General features: G+C 40.2%; 16 protein-coding genes. 15 read left to right on the top strand and 1 reads right to left on the bottom strand.

The annotated features are described in order from the left end of the window. Positions 1-588 precede the first annotated feature (588 nt). The 15 genes from yfmF (at position 589) to AC6CIB_RS05130 (ending at position 16,743) form a co-directional block, all read left to right on the top strand. Entirely contained in the window at positions 589-1,863 is a 1,275-nt protein-coding gene (yfmF, locus tag AC6CIB_RS05200) for an EF-P 5-aminopentanol modification-associated protein YfmF (protein ID WP_498278415.1), read from the top strand. A 2-nt stretch (positions 1,864-1,865) separates the two neighbouring features. Then, positions 1,866-3,155: an EF-P 5-aminopentanol modification-associated protein YfmH gene (yfmH, locus tag AC6CIB_RS05195; RefSeq protein WP_498278413.1), complete on the top strand. Its 1,290-nt coding sequence runs from the start codon at positions 1,866-1,868 to the stop codon at positions 3,153-3,155. A 61-nt stretch (positions 3,156-3,216) separates the two neighbouring features. Continuing rightward, positions 3,217-3,933, top strand: a complete 717-nt coding sequence (gene ymfI / locus AC6CIB_RS05190; protein WP_498278412.1) for an elongation factor P 5-aminopentanone reductase — start codon at positions 3,217-3,219, stop codon at positions 3,931-3,933. An 89-nt stretch (positions 3,934-4,022) separates the two neighbouring features. Beyond that, positions 4,023-4,280, top strand: coding sequence for a DUF3243 domain-containing protein (locus AC6CIB_RS05185; protein WP_498278411.1), 258 nt, complete (start codon positions 4,023-4,025; stop codon positions 4,278-4,280). 271 nt (positions 4,281-4,551) lie between these two features. Next, positions 4,552-5,343 carry a DUF3388 domain-containing protein gene (locus AC6CIB_RS05180; RefSeq protein ID WP_113968160.1) on the top strand — a complete coding sequence of 264 codons (792 nt, stop codon included), beginning with the start codon at positions 4,552-4,554 and terminating at the stop codon, positions 5,341-5,343. A gap of 19 nt (positions 5,344-5,362) precedes the next feature. After that, positions 5,363-6,265, top strand: a complete 903-nt coding sequence (locus tag AC6CIB_RS05175) for a helix-turn-helix domain-containing protein (RefSeq protein ID WP_498278410.1) — start codon at positions 5,363-5,365, stop codon at positions 6,263-6,265. Between the two features lie 82 nt (positions 6,266-6,347). Then, on the top strand, positions 6,348-6,926 hold the full coding sequence (gene pgsA, locus AC6CIB_RS05170; RefSeq protein ID WP_498278409.1) for a CDP-diacylglycerol--glycerol-3-phosphate 3-phosphatidyltransferase: 579 nt from the start codon (positions 6,348-6,350) through the stop codon (positions 6,924-6,926). Positions 6,927-6,997: 71 nt separating this feature from the next. Continuing rightward, on the top strand, positions 6,998-8,236 hold the full coding sequence (locus AC6CIB_RS05165) for a competence/damage-inducible protein A (protein ID WP_498278408.1): 1,239 nt from the start codon (positions 6,998-7,000) through the stop codon (positions 8,234-8,236). 212 nt (positions 8,237-8,448) lie between these two features. Next, positions 8,449-9,486 carry a recombinase RecA gene (gene recA / locus AC6CIB_RS05160; protein ID WP_498278407.1) on the top strand — a complete coding sequence of 346 codons (1,038 nt, stop codon included), beginning with the start codon at positions 8,449-8,451 and terminating at the stop codon, positions 9,484-9,486. 448 nt (positions 9,487-9,934) lie between these two features. Continuing rightward, positions 9,935-11,494: a ribonuclease Y gene (gene rny / locus AC6CIB_RS05155; protein ID WP_148969297.1), complete on the top strand. Its 1,560-nt coding sequence runs from the start codon at positions 9,935-9,937 to the stop codon at positions 11,492-11,494. Positions 11,495-11,656: 162 nt separating this feature from the next. Further along, entirely contained in the window at positions 11,657-12,460 is an 804-nt protein-coding gene (locus AC6CIB_RS05150) for a TIGR00282 family metallophosphoesterase (protein WP_498278406.1), read from the top strand. Between the two features lie 137 nt (positions 12,461-12,597). Then, entirely contained in the window at positions 12,598-12,858 is a 261-nt protein-coding gene (spoVS, locus tag AC6CIB_RS05145) for a stage V sporulation protein SpoVS (RefSeq protein WP_034760060.1), read from the top strand. Between the two features lie 110 nt (positions 12,859-12,968). Next, positions 12,969-13,892, top strand: coding sequence for a dipeptidase (locus AC6CIB_RS05140; RefSeq protein WP_498278405.1), 924 nt, complete (start codon positions 12,969-12,971; stop codon positions 13,890-13,892). A 238-nt stretch (positions 13,893-14,130) separates the two neighbouring features. Further along, entirely contained in the window at positions 14,131-15,873 is a 1,743-nt protein-coding gene (locus AC6CIB_RS05135; protein WP_498278404.1) for a 2-oxoacid:acceptor oxidoreductase subunit alpha, read from the top strand. 3 nt (positions 15,874-15,876) lie between these two features. Then, a complete protein-coding gene (locus AC6CIB_RS05130) occupies positions 15,877-16,743 on the top strand; it encodes a 2-oxoacid:ferredoxin oxidoreductase subunit beta (RefSeq protein ID WP_498278403.1) in 867 nt (288 codons plus the stop codon). Between the two features lie 18 nt (positions 16,744-16,761). On the opposite strand, the gene AC6CIB_RS05125 is transcribed toward AC6CIB_RS05130, so the two are convergent. Further along, a complete protein-coding gene (locus tag AC6CIB_RS05125) occupies positions 16,762-17,928 on the bottom strand; it encodes a hypothetical protein (RefSeq protein ID WP_498278402.1) in 1,167 nt (388 codons plus the stop codon). Between the last annotated feature and the right edge of the window lie 430 nt (positions 17,929-18,358).

Here is an 18,358-nt window from a genome sequence, read left to right as displayed (position 1 = left end):
ACCCTCAACGGATTCTACAATAGGAGCTTTCTTATGTTTGTCTATCTATATTTATAGGAAATAAGAATGTAATAGCACAGAGTGGATGGTAGCGGAAGGCACTTGACTCCTGGGGGAAATAGAGGAAAGGGAGACCCCACAGACGGAACGTCGAGGAGGCTCGACTTCCTCCCCGGGGAATCTTGTACCTGGAGCGGAAAGGAACGTTCCATGGTTTTACACTACCACTCATTCAAAAGATAAGTTTACTTTTTAGGAATCTACGCATAAACAGTGGGTTAGACCCCAAAGGAGCGACGAGAATGCTCACCGGCCGCCCAGCGGAAAGCGGGAATCCTGGAGCGGAAATCAACTACTACTTTTTCTGTTTACGAAAAGAGCCTTTTTAGAAAATATAAGAACGAACATATTGAATATTTTACAATCATATAATAGTTTACTCTATGGGTATTTTTCCAATAGAGGAAGATGCTTGAAATCAACATATCACTACATGTATAGTTATACATAAATGCCGCACAATAAAGGTGTTTATAACTTTTTTGATTTCAAAAATGATGGAAGTGTGGAACTAAGGAGGACGGTACGATGACAGCCATAAATGAAGTAGTAAAGAAGAAACAGGGATACACGCTACATATCGTTCAAACGGATAAGTATAAAACCAACAGTCTGATTTTGAAAATGAAAGCTCCATTAGATCAAGAAACAGTGACCTTACGCGGATTACTCCCTCATGTGATGCAAAGCAGTACAAAAACCTATCCGAGTACAACGGAATTAAGATCCTACCTTGATGAATTATATGGTGCTAACTTTTTTACGGATTTAGGTAAAAAAGGTGAGTACCACGTGGTCAGCATGTCAGTTGAAATTGCCAACGAAAAGTTTTTAAGGGACTCGGAGCCTTTACTTCAAAAAGGAATAGAATTTTTAGCAGATGTCCTGCAAAATCCTCATATTGAAAATAACGAATTCGATAAGAAAACGGTCGAGAAAGAAAAACGAAACCAGAAGGTAAGAATACAGGCAGTATATGACGATAAAATGCGCTACGCTAATTCCCGGCTTGTAGAAGAAATGTGTAAGGGGGAGCGATTCGCCCTTCATGTTAATGGAATTAGTGAAGAAGTAGAGTCCATTACGGCCAAGAGTTTATATGAATATTATCAAAAAGTCATGAATGAAGATCAATTCGATCTTTATGTCATCGGCGATGTAGATGTTGCGGAAGTTGAAAATCTGTGTGATCAACTCCTCCAATTAAACGAACGTACCCCTCTCGAAGTCGATTCATCGGAAGTGAAGCAAAAAGAAAGGGAAAACGTCGTGAAAGAAAAGCAGGATGTGAAGCAAGGTAAGCTTAATATGGGCTACCGGACACATACTCAATATGGCGATGATGATTACTTTGCCCTTCAGGTGTTCAATGGCATATTCGGTGGATTTTCTCATTCTAAATTGTTCATAAATGTGAGAGAAAAAGCGAGCTTAGCCTACTATGCAGCAAGTAGACTAGAAAGTCATAAAGGATTATTGATGGTTATGTCCGGCATAGAATTTGAGAAATATGATCAAGCTGTTGGAATCATCAATGATCAGCTGCAAGCCATGAAGGATGGAGACTTTACGGATGGCGAGATCGAACAAACGAAAGCGGTCATCCGCAATCAACTGCTTGAAACCATTGATACGTCCCGTGGGTTGGTTGAGGTCCTTTATCATAATGCTGTCGCCCATGAAGAAATTGATTTAAAACACTGGCTTGATGAAATTGAGAAAACGACGAAAGAAGACATCGTGAAAGCAGCAAATAAAGTTGAACTTGATACCATCTACTTTTTAACAGGAATGGAGGGATAAAGATGAAGAAAATTTCCTTCGATCAATTACAGGAAAACTTATATTATGAAAAAATGTCTAACGGACTGGATGTCTATATTCTCCCGAAAAAAGGATTCAATAAGACGTATGCTACGTTTACGACGAAGTACGGAAGCATCGACAATCATTTTGTCCCTCTAAACGAAGAAGGATTCGTTAAGGTTCCAGATGGAATCGCCCACTTCTTGGAACATAAATTGTTTGAAAAGGAAGATGGGGATGTATTTCAGCAATTCAGCCGCCAGGGAGCGTCGGCTAATGCTTTCACATCCTTTACACGAACGGCTTATTTATTCTCAAGTACCACCAATGTGGAACGAAATTTAGAAACGCTTATAGACTTTGTTCAAGACCCTTATTTTACAGAAAAGACAGTGGAAAAAGAAAAAGGCATCATCGGACAGGAAATCACCATGTATGATGATAACCCTGACTGGCGATTATATTTTGGCGTGATTCAGAATATGTACAAAAATCACCCTGTGAAGATTGATATTGCAGGAACGATTGAGTCCATCACACCAATCACGAAAGATATGTTGTATCAGTGCTATAACACATTCTACCACCCAAGCAATATGCTTCTCTTTGTAGTGGGGTCAGTGGACCCGGATCAAATCATGAATCAGATTCGTTCGAATCAGGAAAAGAAGGATTATGAAAAAATGCCTGAGATTAAGCGGAGATTTGATGAGGAACCAGAAACGGTTGCTGAGAAGAAGCAGGTCCTTAAGATGAACGTGCAAAGCCCTAAGTGCCTGGTAGGACTTAAAGCGCCTGAACCCCAGCAGCAAGGCAAGGAAATGCTTCGACAAGAGCTTTCGATGAACGTTTTCCTTGATATGTTATTTGGTAAAAGCTCAACGTATTATTCTGAACTATACAATGATGGATTGATTGATGAAACATTCCACTATGACTATACACAAGAAAATGGCTTTGGATTCTTAACCGTCGGCGGGGATACGGAAAAGCCGGATGAGCTGGCCGAGAAGGTACAATCGCTGCTACTTAAAGCCAAACAAGAATCTCTCTTTACAGAAGAGGGATTAGAAAGAACGAAGAAAAAGAAAATTGGTGCGTTTTTACGTGCCATTAATTCGCCTGAGTTTATTGCAAATCAATTCACACGCTATGCTTTTAACGAAATGGATCTTTTTGAGGTCGTACCAACACTTGAATCATTGAAGTATAATGATATTCAAACCGTTGCGAGTAATATTATCAGTGAAGAGCGCTTTACGGTGTGTCAGGTAGTACCAAAATCATAATATCGGAGGGAGCTGCCCTAGGGTAGTTCCTCTCTTTATGTGGACATTGAGGTGGAAACAGATGAAATATGCTTTAATAACAGGGGCTTCAGGGGGAATCGGAAGCAGTACGGCTTTAAGCTTGGCAGAAGAGGGATGGAATTTATATTTACATTATCATACGAATGAAAAAGCTATAATAGAGCTGCTACATAAGATTGAAAAGTATGGGGTGGAGGCAATCCCCATTCGGGCGAATCTTGCCCTCCCGAGAGAAGTCGGGAGTCTCGTGAACAGTATCTTCCAACTTGATGCCATTATTTATAGTAGTGGGAATTCAAGCTGGGGAATGTTTCAAGATCAGACTGAAGAAGAGGTGGACTATTTGATTAACGTTCATGTGAAAAGTCCTTTACTTCTCATTCAAATGTTATTGCCTAAGCTGATAGAACGTAAGGGGAGTATTGTAATGGTAAGCTCCATTTGGGGACAAATAGGCGGAGCGTGTGAGGTCGTTTATTCAACTGTTAAGGGGGCGCAATTGGCATTTGTGAAATCATTGAGTAAGGAGCTTGCTCTAAGTGGGGTTAGGATCAATGCAATCGCTCCAGGAGCAGTTGATACAACAATGATGAGTTCGTTTTCTGAAGGGGAACTAGAAGCTCTTCGGGAGGAGATTCCAATGGGGCGTCTCGCTCAGGCAGCTGAAATTGCCGACTCGATTCAATTTCTCACTTCTACCAAAGCCTCTTATATAACTGGTCAAACCATCTCCATCAATGGTGGATGGCATACTTGAAAAAGTTTTTTAGGCAAATGATTAAGACGAATAATTTTTCCTCCTGGATACAAACTAAGGTTGTATTTCAATAAAGGAGGTCATGACAAATGTCTGTATTAGATAACTGGTCTGATTGGAAAAACTTCTTAGGTGACCGTCTTCACCAGGCTCAACATGGTGGAATGGAAAATGAAACGGTTTCAGACTTAGCTTACCAAATTGGTGACTACTTAGCGAATCAAGTCGAAGCTAAGAACGATCAGGAAAAAGTGTTAGCGGATTTATGGTCTGTCGCTTCTCCTGAAGAACAACATGCCATTGCGAACATGATGATTAAACTTGTTAATAACAATAGTACTCGTTAAGGAGAGGGATTTCTTCCTCTCCTTTTTCTTATATATACCGCTTCATAAAGAATCACTTTAGACAGAAGTCATTCTTTTCGGGTGAAGTCTATACTTCTTTACTATAAACAGCTTGTGAGGATAAAATGAGAAATTGTACATATTTATGTAGGTTTTGCTTTTCTATTACCGGAAAATCATTTATTATAATACCTAGATGTTTAAATAATTTTTCCGAATTATGTCGATTTTTATCAAATTGGAATGTCACAGTTTTTTCAGGAGGGAACCAATGGAACGCAAAGAATGGTATTTAGAATATGAAATTCAAAAAAATCGTCCAGGCCTCTTAGGTGATATTTCCTCGTTATTAGGAATGCTTTCTATAAATATAGTGACGATAAATGGAGTAGATGAAGGCAGAAGGGGAATGCTTCTTCTTGCAAACAATGATGAACAGATAACGAGGCTCGAGTCCATCTTACAAACGATGGATACAATTAATGTAACAAAGCTCCGAGAGCCGAAATTGCGGGATCGCCTTGCCGTTCGTCACGGCCGTTATATCCAGCGAGATGCCGATGACAAGAAAACGTTTCGGTTTGTTCGTGATGAGCTGGGTTTATTAGTAGACTTTATGGCTGAGCTATTTAAGCAAGAGGGACATAAGCTTGTTGGGATCAGAGGAATGCCCCGGGTAGGGAAGACCGAATCCATCGTGGCATCAAGTGTATGTGCAAATAAGAAATGGCTCTTTGTCTCTTCTACTTTATTAAAGCAGACAATAAGAAGCAAGCTGATTGAAGACGAGTACTCATCTGAAAACCTATTTATTATTGACGGTATCGTTTCAACTCGCCGTGCAAGTGAAAAACACTGGCAACTAGTAAGGGAAATCATGAGATTGCCCGCTGTGAAAGTAATCGAACATCCTGATGTATTCGTTCAAAACTCGGAATATTCACTTGAAGATTTTGATTATATCATTGAACTTAGAAACGATCCTGATGAAGAAATTACATATGAATTAGTAGAACAAAATAATCTATTTCAAAATTCCGATTTTGGAGGTTTTGATTTTTAATATTGGAAGGTGTTAAGTGGTGACGGAATTAGGAAATCGTTTAAAGGAAGCCCGTGAAGCTAAAGGTTATAGCCTCGATGATTTACAAAGAATAACAAAAATTCAAAAACGCTATTTGATTGGGATAGAAGAAGGCTCGTATGACGCGATGCCTGGGAAGTTCTATGTGCGTGCATTTATTAAACAGTATTGTGAAGCGGTCGGTCTTCCTCCTGAAGTGATTTTTGAGGAGCATAAGGATGAAATTCCGACAACTTATGAAGATGAGATACCGGTTTCCCTTTCCAGGGTTCAGTCAAGAAAGTCTGTATCAGAAAGCTCTACCAAGGTATTTGACTTCGTGCCCAAACTGCTTATAGCCCTGTTTGTTATTGGTGCCTTGATTGCCGTATGGGTATTCTGGCAGGGGAAAGTGGGAGATAAAGCCCCTGAGACACAACCTTCAGAAAATCAGGAGCAAGTCGCTGTGGATGAAAACCAAACGGCTGAAAGTGAAGAGCCCGAAGAAGAAACCAAAGATAAAGAAGAAACAGGAGAAAGTAAATCTTCAGAAGATGAAAATGCTAAGGAAGAAAAAGAACAAAAACCAGAACAATTATTAGAGGCTGTTAATACTTCAGGCTATAAAACAACCTATGAACTAAAAAATGCAGATGAATTCAAGCTGGAGTTATCTGCTACGGGTGATACTTGGGTCGGTGTATATAACACGAAGGATGAATTGTTGTTTGAAGGGTTATTAAAAGAGGGTAATAAAAAGGACTTTGACTTTTCCTCCGAAAAGCTTGCTTATCTTGTAATCGGTAACGCTTCAAATACAAATATTTCCGTAAACGGCAATCAACTTGAGTACAAGGTATCTTCTTCGGATGTTGTAAGACAGGATATTATCATTAACTATGAACCTAAAGCGACACAATAATTGAGATGAAAGGAGTTTTAATAACTCCTTTTTCTTACATACTATAGCTAGAACGTGTTTTTTAAGTATTGGAGGTAGAAAGGTGAACTTACCTAATAAGATTACAGTTTCAAGGATATTTTTAATTCCATTATTTTTAATCATTATGCTTGCACCTTTAAACTGGGGTAACATGATGTTTCTTGGGGCAGAAATGCCGGTCAAGCACTTTGTAGGGGCTTTGATTTTCATCATTGCGGCAACAACCGATTGGGTAGACGGTTATTATGCACGAAAGCTTGACCTCGTGACGAACCTTGGGAAGTTCTTAGATCCATTAGCGGACAAATTGCTTGTATCCGCTGCCTTAATTGTTCTTGTTGAGCTTGGCCTTGCCCCGTCATGGATTGTCATTATCATCATCAGCCGTGAGTTTGCGGTAACAGGCCTTCGCCTTGTGTTAGCCGGAGAAGGGGAAGTGGTTGCTGCGGGTCAATTGGGCAAGATCAAAACATGGGCACAGATCATCGCTATTTCAGCGCTGCTTCTGCATAACGCCATTTTCGAACTGATCAATCTGCCATTTGCGACCATTGCTCTTTGGGTGGCTATGTTCTTTACTATTTGGTCTGGATGGGACTATTTCAAACATAACAAAAAAGCATTTGTAAATTCGAAATAAAACGTTTTAACAAGGGGATTGATTCTACTGGAATCATCCCCTTCTTTACATAAATGACAGGGGGAATAAGGATGAATGCAGAAATCATAGCGGTAGGATCAGAACTACTATTAGGTCAAATTGTCAATTCCAATGCTCAATTCATTTCAGAGCAACTGGCTGAAATGGGGGTGAATGTCTACTACCACACTAGTGTTGGAGACAACCCTGAACGATTGCAGCATGCGATTTCAGTAGGTCAAGGGAGAGCAGAATTGTTGATTTTCACCGGTGGACTTGGACCGACGAAGGATGATTTGACGAAAGAAACCATTGCGCAGTCATTAGGTACCACTTTGACCATGGACGAAGATGCGTTGGGATCAATAAAAAGTTATTTTAAAAAAGTCAATCGGGAGATGACCCCCAATAATGAAAAACAGGCGCACATTTTAGCTGGATCTCAGGTATTGAAGAATGAATACGGTATGGCTCCCGGCATGCTATTGAAAAAAGGTGGTAAAGCATACATGCTTTTACCCGGGCCTCCATCTGAAATGAAACCGATGTTCAGTACTTACGGCAAACAGGCGATCCTTACTTTATTAAAGAAGAAAGAAATCATCCATTCCCGGGTCCTGCGCTTTTTCGGCATTGGGGAAGCTCAGTTGGAAACAGAATTAGAATATCTGATTGATCAACAAACCAATCCAACCATTGCTCCACTGGCGGGTGACGGAGAAGTTACACTGAGGCTGACTGCCAAACACGAATCGAAAGATGTCGCCATCACACTTTTGGATGAGTTAGAAATTGAGATTATGAATATTGTAGGAGAATACTTCTACGGTTACGATCGGGATTCTCTCGTTGAGGTGGGATTCAAATTATTAAAAGAGAAAGGTTTCACACTATCCTGTGCAGAGAGTTTAACCGGGGGCCTCTTTCAAGCTCAATTAGCGTCATTACCAGGTACATCCTCCATCCTGAATGGTGGGGTAATTTGTTACCAGGATGAGGTCAAGAAGCAGGTACTCTCCGTGAAAGAGAGTACGCTTAAACAGCATACCTCAGTAAGCGAAGAGTGTGCACAAGAGCTTGCAGAAAACGTAAGAGAACTTTTATCCTCCGATATCGGGATCAGCTTTACAGGTGTGGCAGGTCCCGGATCACACGGAGGGCAACCTGCAGGAACCGTTTGGATTGGGTTGTCCATGAAAGATCAACCAACTAAAACGTTTTTATTGAATCTTGGTGGCGGACGAAATGCTAACCGAATGAGAACGGCAAAGTATGGTTGGTATTATTTGATTAAAGAATTGAGTAAGTAATTGTAGTTAGGCTGTCTTCTGAGATGGAAGACAGTTTTTTTGTGTGAAACTCCTCTAAATTCAATCCAAATGACTCATAGAAAAAAACCGAATGAATGTTCGATTTTTTTCTTGTTTTCTATTATAAAAACGTTTATAGTATAGATAGGTTGGATTTGAGACAAGCTTATAAGTTGTCAATTTCAAGTTCTATATTCAAAGGAGGAAGATTTGTGAGCGATCGTAAAGCAGCCTTAGATATGGCGTTAAAACAAATAGAAAAGCAGTTTGGTAAAGGCTCAATCATGAAGCTTGGGGAGAAAACGGATAGAAACGTAGTAACATGTCCAAGTGGTTCACTTGCACTGGACGCTGCTCTTGGAATAGGCGGATATCCACGTGGAAGAATCATTGAGGTATATGGTCCGGAATCATCCGGTAAAACAACAGTAGCACTTCATGCCATTGCAGAAGTCCAGGCTCAAGGCGGTCAGGCGGCATTCATTGATGCAGAGCACGCACTTGATCCTGAATACGCGCAAAAGCTTGGGGTAAACATAGATGAATTATTGCTTTCTCAACCGGACACAGGTGAGCAGGCACTGGAAATTGCTGAAGCGTTAGTACGTAGTGGGGCAGTGGACGCCATCGTTATCGACTCTGTTGCAGCACTTGTACCGAAAGCGGAAATCGAGGGAGAGATGGGAGATGCTCACGTAGGTCTTCAAGCCCGCTTAATGTCACAGGCTCTTCGTAAACTTTCAGGTGCCATCAACAAATCGAAGACCATCGCGATTTTCATTAACCAAATTCGTGAAAAGGTTGGAGTCATGTTTGGAAATCCTGAGACGACTCCTGGTGGACGCGCACTGAAATTCTATTCTTCTGTACGTTTAGAAGTCCGTCGTGCTGAAACACTTAAGCAAGGAAATGAAATGGTGGGGAACAAAACGAAGATTAAAGTCGTAAAGAATAAAGTAGCTCCTCCTTTCCGTGTAGCGGAAGTAGATATCATGTATGGTGAGGGGATTTCTAAAGAAGGTGAAATCGTCGATCTTGGATCTGAACTTGATATTGTTCAGAAGAGCGGTGCCTGGTATTCTTATAACGAAGAGCGCTTAGGTCAAGGTCGCGAGAACGCGAAGATTTTCCTTAAAGAAAATCCAGAAATTCGCAGCGAAATCATGCTGAAAATCCGTGATCATTACGGATTGGATACAGGTCGAGCTGAAACCGATGATCAAAGTGAATTAAGCCTTTTAGAAGACTAACCACAAATATGAGAAGCAGCCATTTTCGGTGTGCTTCTCTTTATTATGTATGATAAGCTATTGATTGGTAGAAAATAGTAATACTGTTTTTTTCTAAAGCTAATCGCTTATAGTTGTGAAGAGCATGTGAATGATCGTTTTCTGATGATAACTTCTATATTCAACAAAAATCTTCAAATAGATGGATGGGGTCAAAAAATCATCCATAACCCCAGAGTGACAGTGTCAATTTATGTCGATTGGAAAAAATCCCTTGAGAAATCTAGTGATGGAGGGCTCAACCCCTTGACAATAAATTTTCAGAGATTTAAAATTAACATGTATATTTTACAAATTTTTCGAATGAATATTTGAAAGCCTAGCGCTGTATATTTTGTTCTACTTGAGCAATGTACAAGCCGACATGTAAAAGACATGATGACAGTTCATAGCAAGAGGAGGTGAAATAATGCAACCTATAACAATCATCTCCATTTTGCTTGGCCTTATCGTCGGTGTAGTTGTTGGATACCTAATTCGTAAGTCCATTGCTGAAGCAAAGATTGCTGGTGCAAAAGGTTCAGCAGAGCATATTTTAGAAGATGCTAAGCGCGAGGCAGATGCTCTGAAGAAAGAAGCACTATTAGAAGCAAAGGACGAAAATCATAGACTTCGCACAGAAATGGAAAATGAACTTCGTGAACGAAGAAATGAATTGCAGAAACAAGAAAATCGTTTAATGCAAAAAGAGGAAAACCTCGATCGAAAAGATGAAACGCTTGATAAGCGTGAAGCCTTACTTGAAAGAAAAGAGGGGACCCTTAACGAGAGACAACAACATATTGAAGAGATGGAAAGCAAAGTGGACGAGATGGTACGATCACAGCAAACAGAGCTAGAACGTATCTCGAGCTTAACTCGTGATGAAGCGAAAGGAATCATTCTTGACCGCGTTGAAAATGAGCTCTCCCATGATATCGCCATTATGGTCAGAGAGCATGAAACACGTGCGAAGGAAGATGCAGATAAGAAAGCGAAAGAAGTCCTTTCACTGGCTATACAACGTTGTGCTGCTGAACATGTGGCAGAAACAACGGTTAGTGTTGTGAACCTACCGAATGATGAGATGAAAGGTCGAATTATTGGGCGAGAAGGACGTAACATTCGTACGCTGGAAACGTTAACAGGAATTGATCTGATTATTGATGATACTCCTGAAGCAGTTATTCTTTCTGGTTTTGATCCGATTCGTAGAGAAACGGCTCGAATTGCATTAGAGAAGTTAGTTCAGGATGGACGTATCCACCCTGCACGAATTGAAGAGATGGTCGATAAATCCCGACGTGAAGTGGATGAATACATCCGTGAAATTGGTGAACAGACAACCTTTGAAGTTGGCGTTCATGGTCTTCACCCGGATTTAATTAAAATCTTGGGACGTTTAAAGTATCGTACAAGTTACGGTCAAAACGTTTTAAAACACTCAATGGAAGTGGCGTATCTATCGGGGTTACTAGCAGCAGAGCTTGGTGAGGATGAAAGACTCGCTAAACGTGCTGGATTGCTTCATGATATCGGAAAAGCGATCGACCATGAAGTAGAAGGAAGCCACGTAGAAATTGGTGTTGAACTGGCAACGAAGTACAAAGAACACCCTGTTGTCATTAACAGTATTGCCTCTCACCACGGAGATACAGAGCCTACGTCCATCATTGCCGTACTGGTTGCTGCAGCTGATGCTTTATCTGCTGCGAGACCTGGCGCAAGAAGTGAGACGCTGGAAAACTATATCCGCCGATTAGAGAAGTTGGAAGAAATCTCAGAGTCATATGAAGGCGTTGAGAAATCGTTCGCGATCCAGGCTGGACGTGAAGTTCGTATTATGGTTAGACCAGAAGCCATTGACGATTTGGAATCTCACCGATTAGCAAGGGATATCCGTAAACGGATCGAAGATGAGCTCGATTATCCAGGCCATATTAAAGTAACGGTCATCCGTGAAACAAGGGCTGTCGAATACGCGAAATAAGAGGTTGACTCGAAAAGGATATCCCTTTTCGGGTCAGCTTTTTTTATCGTTTTTATGATCCGGGAGGAAATGATGATGGATCCATTCCGGATGAATAGACGGCAAGTTATTTGTGATACAATAACTACAAGACTGAATACATATATATAGAAGGGAATTTTCATGAAAATTTTATTTGTTGGAGACGTTGTCGGTTCAATGGGCAGGGAAATGATCACGGAATACCTGCCGAAGTTAAAAAAGAAGCATTCACCTGATTTCACCATCGTTAACGGGGAAAATGCTGCTTCAGGCAGAGGGATCACGGAGAAGATTTACAAACAATTTTTGCAAGATGGTGCCAATATGGTAACTCTCGGGAATCATACTTGGGACAATAAAGACATTTTCAATTTTATTGACTCATCGAAACAAATGGTGAGACCAGCGAATTTCCCGGAAGGAACCCCTGGGAGCGGTCTGGTATTTGCTGAAGTGTATGGAAAAGAGGTTGCCGTTATCAATGCCCAAGGTAGAACTTTTATGCCTCCCCTTGATGACCCGTTTAAGGCACTGGATGAACTTGTACACGAAGCAAAGAAGAGAACGTCCATTATCTTCGTTGACTTTCATGCAGAAGCAACAAGTGAAAAGCAGGCTATTGGCTGGCTTTTGGATGGACGGGTATCTGCTGTAATAGGCACCCATACACATGTGCAAACAGCGGATAACCGCATCCTGCCCAATGGCACAGCATTTATGTGTGATGTCGGTATGACAGGCCCATATGATGAGGTATTGGGAATGAGTAAGGATTCTGTTCTGAAGAGATTTCAGACCAGTTTGCCTGTTCGTTTTGAAGTTCCGAAGACAGGACGGAAAATTTTGAGTGCCTGTTTAATAGATGTTGATCAAAAAACGGGTAAAGCCAAAAAAATCGATCGTATTTTAATTAACGAAGATCATCCATTTATGGCAGAATATTAAATGTTTTCTTTCCTTTTTTCAGTGAGACCGGAATGATTTGTCCATTTCCTGAATATAGTATCAGTGGAATCATTTATACCAAGTTTGTTCTTTACCACGGACATACGGTATGGGGGAAATGACAAGGAGGAAAAGGAATGGAAATATTAAAAGTTTCAGCAAAATCTAATCCTAATTCTGTAGCTGGTGCACTCGCCGGTGTTCTTCGTGAAAGAGGAGGAGCTGAGATTCAAGCTATTGGTGCAGGGGCTTTAAATCAAGCCGTTAAAGCAGTTGCGATTGCCAGAGGCTTTGTTGCTCCTAGTGGTTTAGATTTGATATGTATCCCGGCATTTACAGATATTCTGATCGATGGGGAAGAGCGTACGGCGATAAAGTTAATAGTGGAACCAAGATAATAAACCATAGGCGGCTGTTCATTAAAGAGGGGATTCTTTAGTGGACAGCCTTTCTATTATTCCATAGTATTATGAATAGGGAAGTCAGGCACTTGAAAGGATGAAAAAACATGTTATTTGATGCACACTGTGATGTATTGATGAAGTTATACTTAGAACCGGGGAAGAAAGCATTTCAATCTAAGCACACTTTACATATTACCTATCCACAACTGGTGGAAAGCAGAAGTAAGATACAATTATTTGCTATTTATATCCCATCCAATTTGAAGCCGGGTCAACGATTTCAAGCTGCCCTGGAAATGGTGAACTTATTTCATAATCAAATCCTGAAACCCAATCCTAAGCTTAAATTTGTCACTTCGAAAAAAGATATTGAAAAATTAGCGCATGATGAAATCGGGGCAATGCTTACACTTGAGGGCATTGAAGCGATAGAAGAGGATCTCACCAAGCTTGAAATTCTTTATCGGCTTGGGGTCCGTTCTGCAGGATTAACGTGGAATTGGGCCAATGCTGCAGCAGATGGAGCACTGGAGCCAAGGGGTGGAGGATTAACCAATTTTGGCCGTGAGGTCGTTTCATTCTTAAACGGGAACAGGCTGTGGACAGATGTTTCCCATTTATGTGAGAAAGCATTTTGGGATACAATCGAGATTGCTGAATATCCCATTGCTTCTCACTCGAATGCATACTCCATTTGTCCAAATCCCCGGAATTTGAAAAACGAACAAATTGAAGCGTTAATCAAAAAGGACAGTGTCATGGGGATCACGTTTGTACCGCCATTTCTAAACAAAAAAGGTACAGCGGTGATTTCAGATGTCATCAGGCACATCGAACATGTTTGCAGTTTGGGTGGAGAGGATCATATTGGCTTTGGATCAGATTTCGATGGGATATCGGAAACGGTACAGGGGCTATCATCATTCGATCAATATAATAACTTAATCAACACACTTCAACGATACTATAGCGAGAAACAGGTGAAAAAATTCTTGTTCGAAAACTTTGTTGGAAGATTACCAGATTGATTACTAAACCGGCCATTAAAGAAATACCTTTAATGGTTTTTTGTCCCTGTATTAAAGAGTTTACATTCATAATCTCTTTAATACAGTAGTGATTTAAATAGAAAAGTGATAAACTGATAGAGTGAATACAAAGAAAAAAGTTGCAACAATACTTTGTAGTGATAGATTGTTTGAACAAAAAGAAGAGAATACGCTTCTCTAATAGATGTTGCAAAAATTGATAGAAGGGGTGTAATAAATGAAGGAACAACTTTCATGGAAAGTTGGTGGCCAGCAAGGTGAAGGGATAGAGAGTACGGGTGAAATCTTTTCTATGGCCCTCAATCGCCTTGGGTATTTCTTATATGGTTACCGCCATTTCTCCTCTCGTATTAAGGGAGGACATACAAATAACAAGATTCGGGTAAGCACAACACAAGTGCGTGCGATTGCTGATGACTTAGATATTTTAGTTGCATTTGACCAGGAAACGATTGATGTGAATTATAAAGAATTACATAGCAATGGTGTGATTATAGCAGATGCGAAGTTCAAGCCTGAAAAGCCTGAAGATACGGATGCTTCTCTCTATATCATCCCTTTCACTCAATTGGCTACAGAACTAGGGACGTCGTTAATGAAGAATATGGTAGCGGTAGGTGCGACCTGTGCCGTTCTCAACCTGGATCCAGACGTTTTCAAGGAGGTAGTGGAAGAAATCTTCGGCCGTAAAGGTGAGACCGTAGTAGAGAAAAACATGGAAGCCATCAAGCAAGGATTTCAAACGATGAAAGATGAGCTTGGAAGCAAGGTCGGTTCATTACAACTGAAGGAAGCCGATGGAAATAAGCGCATGTTCATGATCGGGAACGATGCGATTGCGCTTGGTGCTCTTGCTGGTGGGGTTCGTCTGATGGCAGCATATCCAATCACTCCTGCGTCTGAAATCATGGAATACCTTATTAAGAAGCTCCCGATGGTCGGTGGAACGGTTATCCAGACAGAGGATGAGATTGCAGCCGCAACGATGGCAATCGGGGCGAACTACGGGGGAATCCGTTCATTCACTGCATCGGCAGGACCTGGTCTTTCACTTATGATGGAAGCAATCGGCTTATCCGGTATGACAGAGCAGCCTTTAGTAGTGGTGGATACTCAACGTGGAGGTCCATCCACGGGACTTCCAACGAAACAGGAGCAGTCCGATTTAATGGCCATGATTTATGGTACGCACGGAGAGATTCCTAAGATCGTCCTGGCTCCAAGTACTGTACAGGAAGCGTTTTATGATACAGTAGAGGCGTTTAATTTAGCCGAGGAGTACCAATGTCCAGTCATCATTCTTTCTGATCTTCAGCTATCATTAGGGAAACAAACGGTTGAACCTCTTGATTACAGCAAAGTGGAAATTCGTAGAGGAAAGCTTGTTGGCAATGAATCAGAGTTAAATGAATTAGAAGCGAAGAAATACTTTAAACGTTTTGAAGTGACTGAAGATGGTGTATCACCACGTGTCATTCCTGGAATGAAAAACGGTATTCACCATGTAACAGGAGTCGAACATGATGAAACAGGGAAGCCTTCTGAATCTCCAGTAAACAGACAGGCACAGATGGATAAACGTATGCGCAAGGTGGAAAGCATCCGCTTTAATAGTCCAATCCACACTCATGCACCACATGAAGAAGCCGATTTATTATTAGTTGGTTTCAACTCGACACGTGGAGTAATTGAAGAAGCAATGGAGAGACTTGAAGCAGATGGAGTGAAAGTGAATCATGCTCATGTCCGCTTAATCCATCCGTTTCCGGCAGATGTACTGGAGCCACTGATGCAATCAGTGAAGAAAGTGGTCGTGATTGAAAATAATGCTACAGGACAATTAGCCAATATCATTAAAATGAATGTAGGGTATGGGAGTAAAATCACGAAAATGACAAAGTATGATGGCACACCATACTTACCAAATGAAATTCATTCAAGATGTAAGGAGTTGATCTGATCCATGGCTACCTTTAAAGATTTTAGAAATAATGTTAAACCCAATTGGTGTCCTGGGTGTGGTGACTTCTCTGTACAAGCCGCGATTCAACGGGCATCGGCAAATGTGGGGCTAGATCCTGAACAATTGGCTGTCGTATCCGGAATCGGTTGTTCCGGACGTATATCAGGTTACATTAACTCGTACGGGTTTCATGGCATTCACGGACGTTCCCTGCCTATCGCACAAGGTTTAAAAATGGCTAATAAGGATTTAACTGTTATCGCTTCAGGTGGGGACGGAGATGGGTTTGCCATCGGCCTTGGCCATACGATCCATGCGATCCGTCGTAATGTAGATGTCACATACATCGTTATGGATAACCAGATTTATGGGCTGACAAAAGGCCAAACCTCTCCGCGTTCATCATCTGGTTTTAAGACAAAGTCAACACCTCAAGGAAGCATAGAGCCAGCACTGGCACCGATGGAAATGGCACTAACAGCAGGAGCAACCTTCGTTGCCCAAAGTTTCTCTTCGGACTTGAAAGAGCTGACGGCTATAATTGAAGCAGGACTTAATCATAAAGGCTTCTCATTAATCAACGTATTTAGTCCTTGCGTCACATATAACAAGATTAATACGTATGACTGGTTTAAAGAGAACCTGACTAAGCTCTCAGATGTTGAAGGGTATGATCCATCCAATCGTGAACAAGCAATGAATACGCTTATGAAGAAGGATGGAATGGTGACTGGATTGATCTATCAAAACAAAGAACAGCCTTCATACCAAGATCTTGTGACCGGGTATTCTGAAGAGCCATTGAGCACACATGATTTAAGGTTAGATGAAAATAAATTTGATGAATTAGTCAAAGAATTTATGTAATAGAAGAAACCGGGCTCCTTACTTAGATGCCCGGTTTTTTAATTTATTGATTTCTTCATTTAAGTGAGCATTTGTGAATTGCAGGTGCTGAATTGTGTTTTCATAGCTTTTCATTTTATTTTTCATTGCAACTGACTCATCCTCTTGGAAACTAAATACGTCTTCCTTCATACGTTTAATGTTCTTACTTAGTGCATGAAGGGTATTGGTATAGGACTCTTTTTCGTCCAACATTTTTTTTAGTGATGTTTCTATCTTTTTGATATAGGCTGATTTTTCGATTTGCATTTTGGATGCCTGTTCAAGCTGATTCGCTTTGGTAGTAAGTAAGTCCTCGTAATGGAATGTGAATTCTGAAAAAGTTTGTTGGACTTCATACAATTCTATTTCTCTTAAGTAAAGTTGAGCCTTTAAGGATTCGTTCTGATTCAAGAGATTATAGTTTTTATGTTCCTCAAAGCTATTCAGTAAGAGCAAATGTTGTTTCTGTAATGTCCCCTCAATTTTCAATTCTTCAATTAGCTCCTTAAACTTCAGAAGTTCCATTTCTTTTACGTAAAGCTCATTATTTAAGGATTCGTTCTGATCCGTGAGGTTATTGTTTTTATGTTTTTCAAAGCTATTCAGTCTGCGTAAATGTTGTTTCTCTTCATTCCACTCAATCTTCAGTTCCTCGATGAGCTCTTCCATCTCCAGTAATTCTATTTCTTTTATATATAACTGTTTTTCCATTTGTTGTTTATTTGTCGTTAGTAATTCTTTTTCTTTTATTAGATAACTATGTGCCACTTGTGATGAAATGATTTCTTTTTCAAGGGCAGTCTTAGTTAAATAATTATGTTCGACCAGTGTTTTTACTTCGGATGAGTAGAGGAGATTTATTTTACGCAGTTGATCCTTTAATTGATTAATGGTGTATCGAAGCTTTTTTATTTCCTTTTCCTGAGATTTAAGGGCAGATTGGTATTTTAAGAATGATTGCTCATTTTCTGCATCTTTTTTTTCAATCTGCATTCGAAAATCTTCATTCGAGTTTTCTAAACGTCGATTTTCTTTTTTTAAGAAATTGTATTGGCGGGCAAGATAGTGCTTTTCCAAGGTTGAACACTTATGTTTGTATTTTTCCAATTCAGATTTATAATGGATGATTTGCTGTTGAAGTTGGATTGAGGAAAGTTGTTTCATGAATGATTGCTCCTTTCTGCATACATTCTTTTGCTATTATGTATATGTACTGAACGAGACGAACGCTAGTTGTCCATAAAATAAGCCATGTAAACTTCCCAGCGTTTACATGGCTTTAGAATATTTATAATTAATATCATTGCAATGATAGGAAAATCATTCACGTTCGTAATATTCATTTAATGAGGTAGCGTAACCACTTAGAGGCATAGATCAAACACTTTATAATAACATTTCATTTAATTGTAATTTTCAAAATTTCACATATTAAGTGTAGCAAATTGATAAAGGTTCTACATTCCCCCTTTCCTTATGTTATATGATATGTCGCTTTATAAACAGGAGTACAGTCAAATGTCTATAGAATTAGCCTATTTTTTAATAGTATTCGAAAAACTATTAATAAGCCTATTAATTTTTTTTGAATAAA

The sequence above is a fragment of the Rossellomorea sp. GQ25 genome (assembly GCF_059758515.1).
Note: the sequence above shows the minus strand (reverse complement) of the source record. Positions and strands in the feature narration are given on the sequence as shown.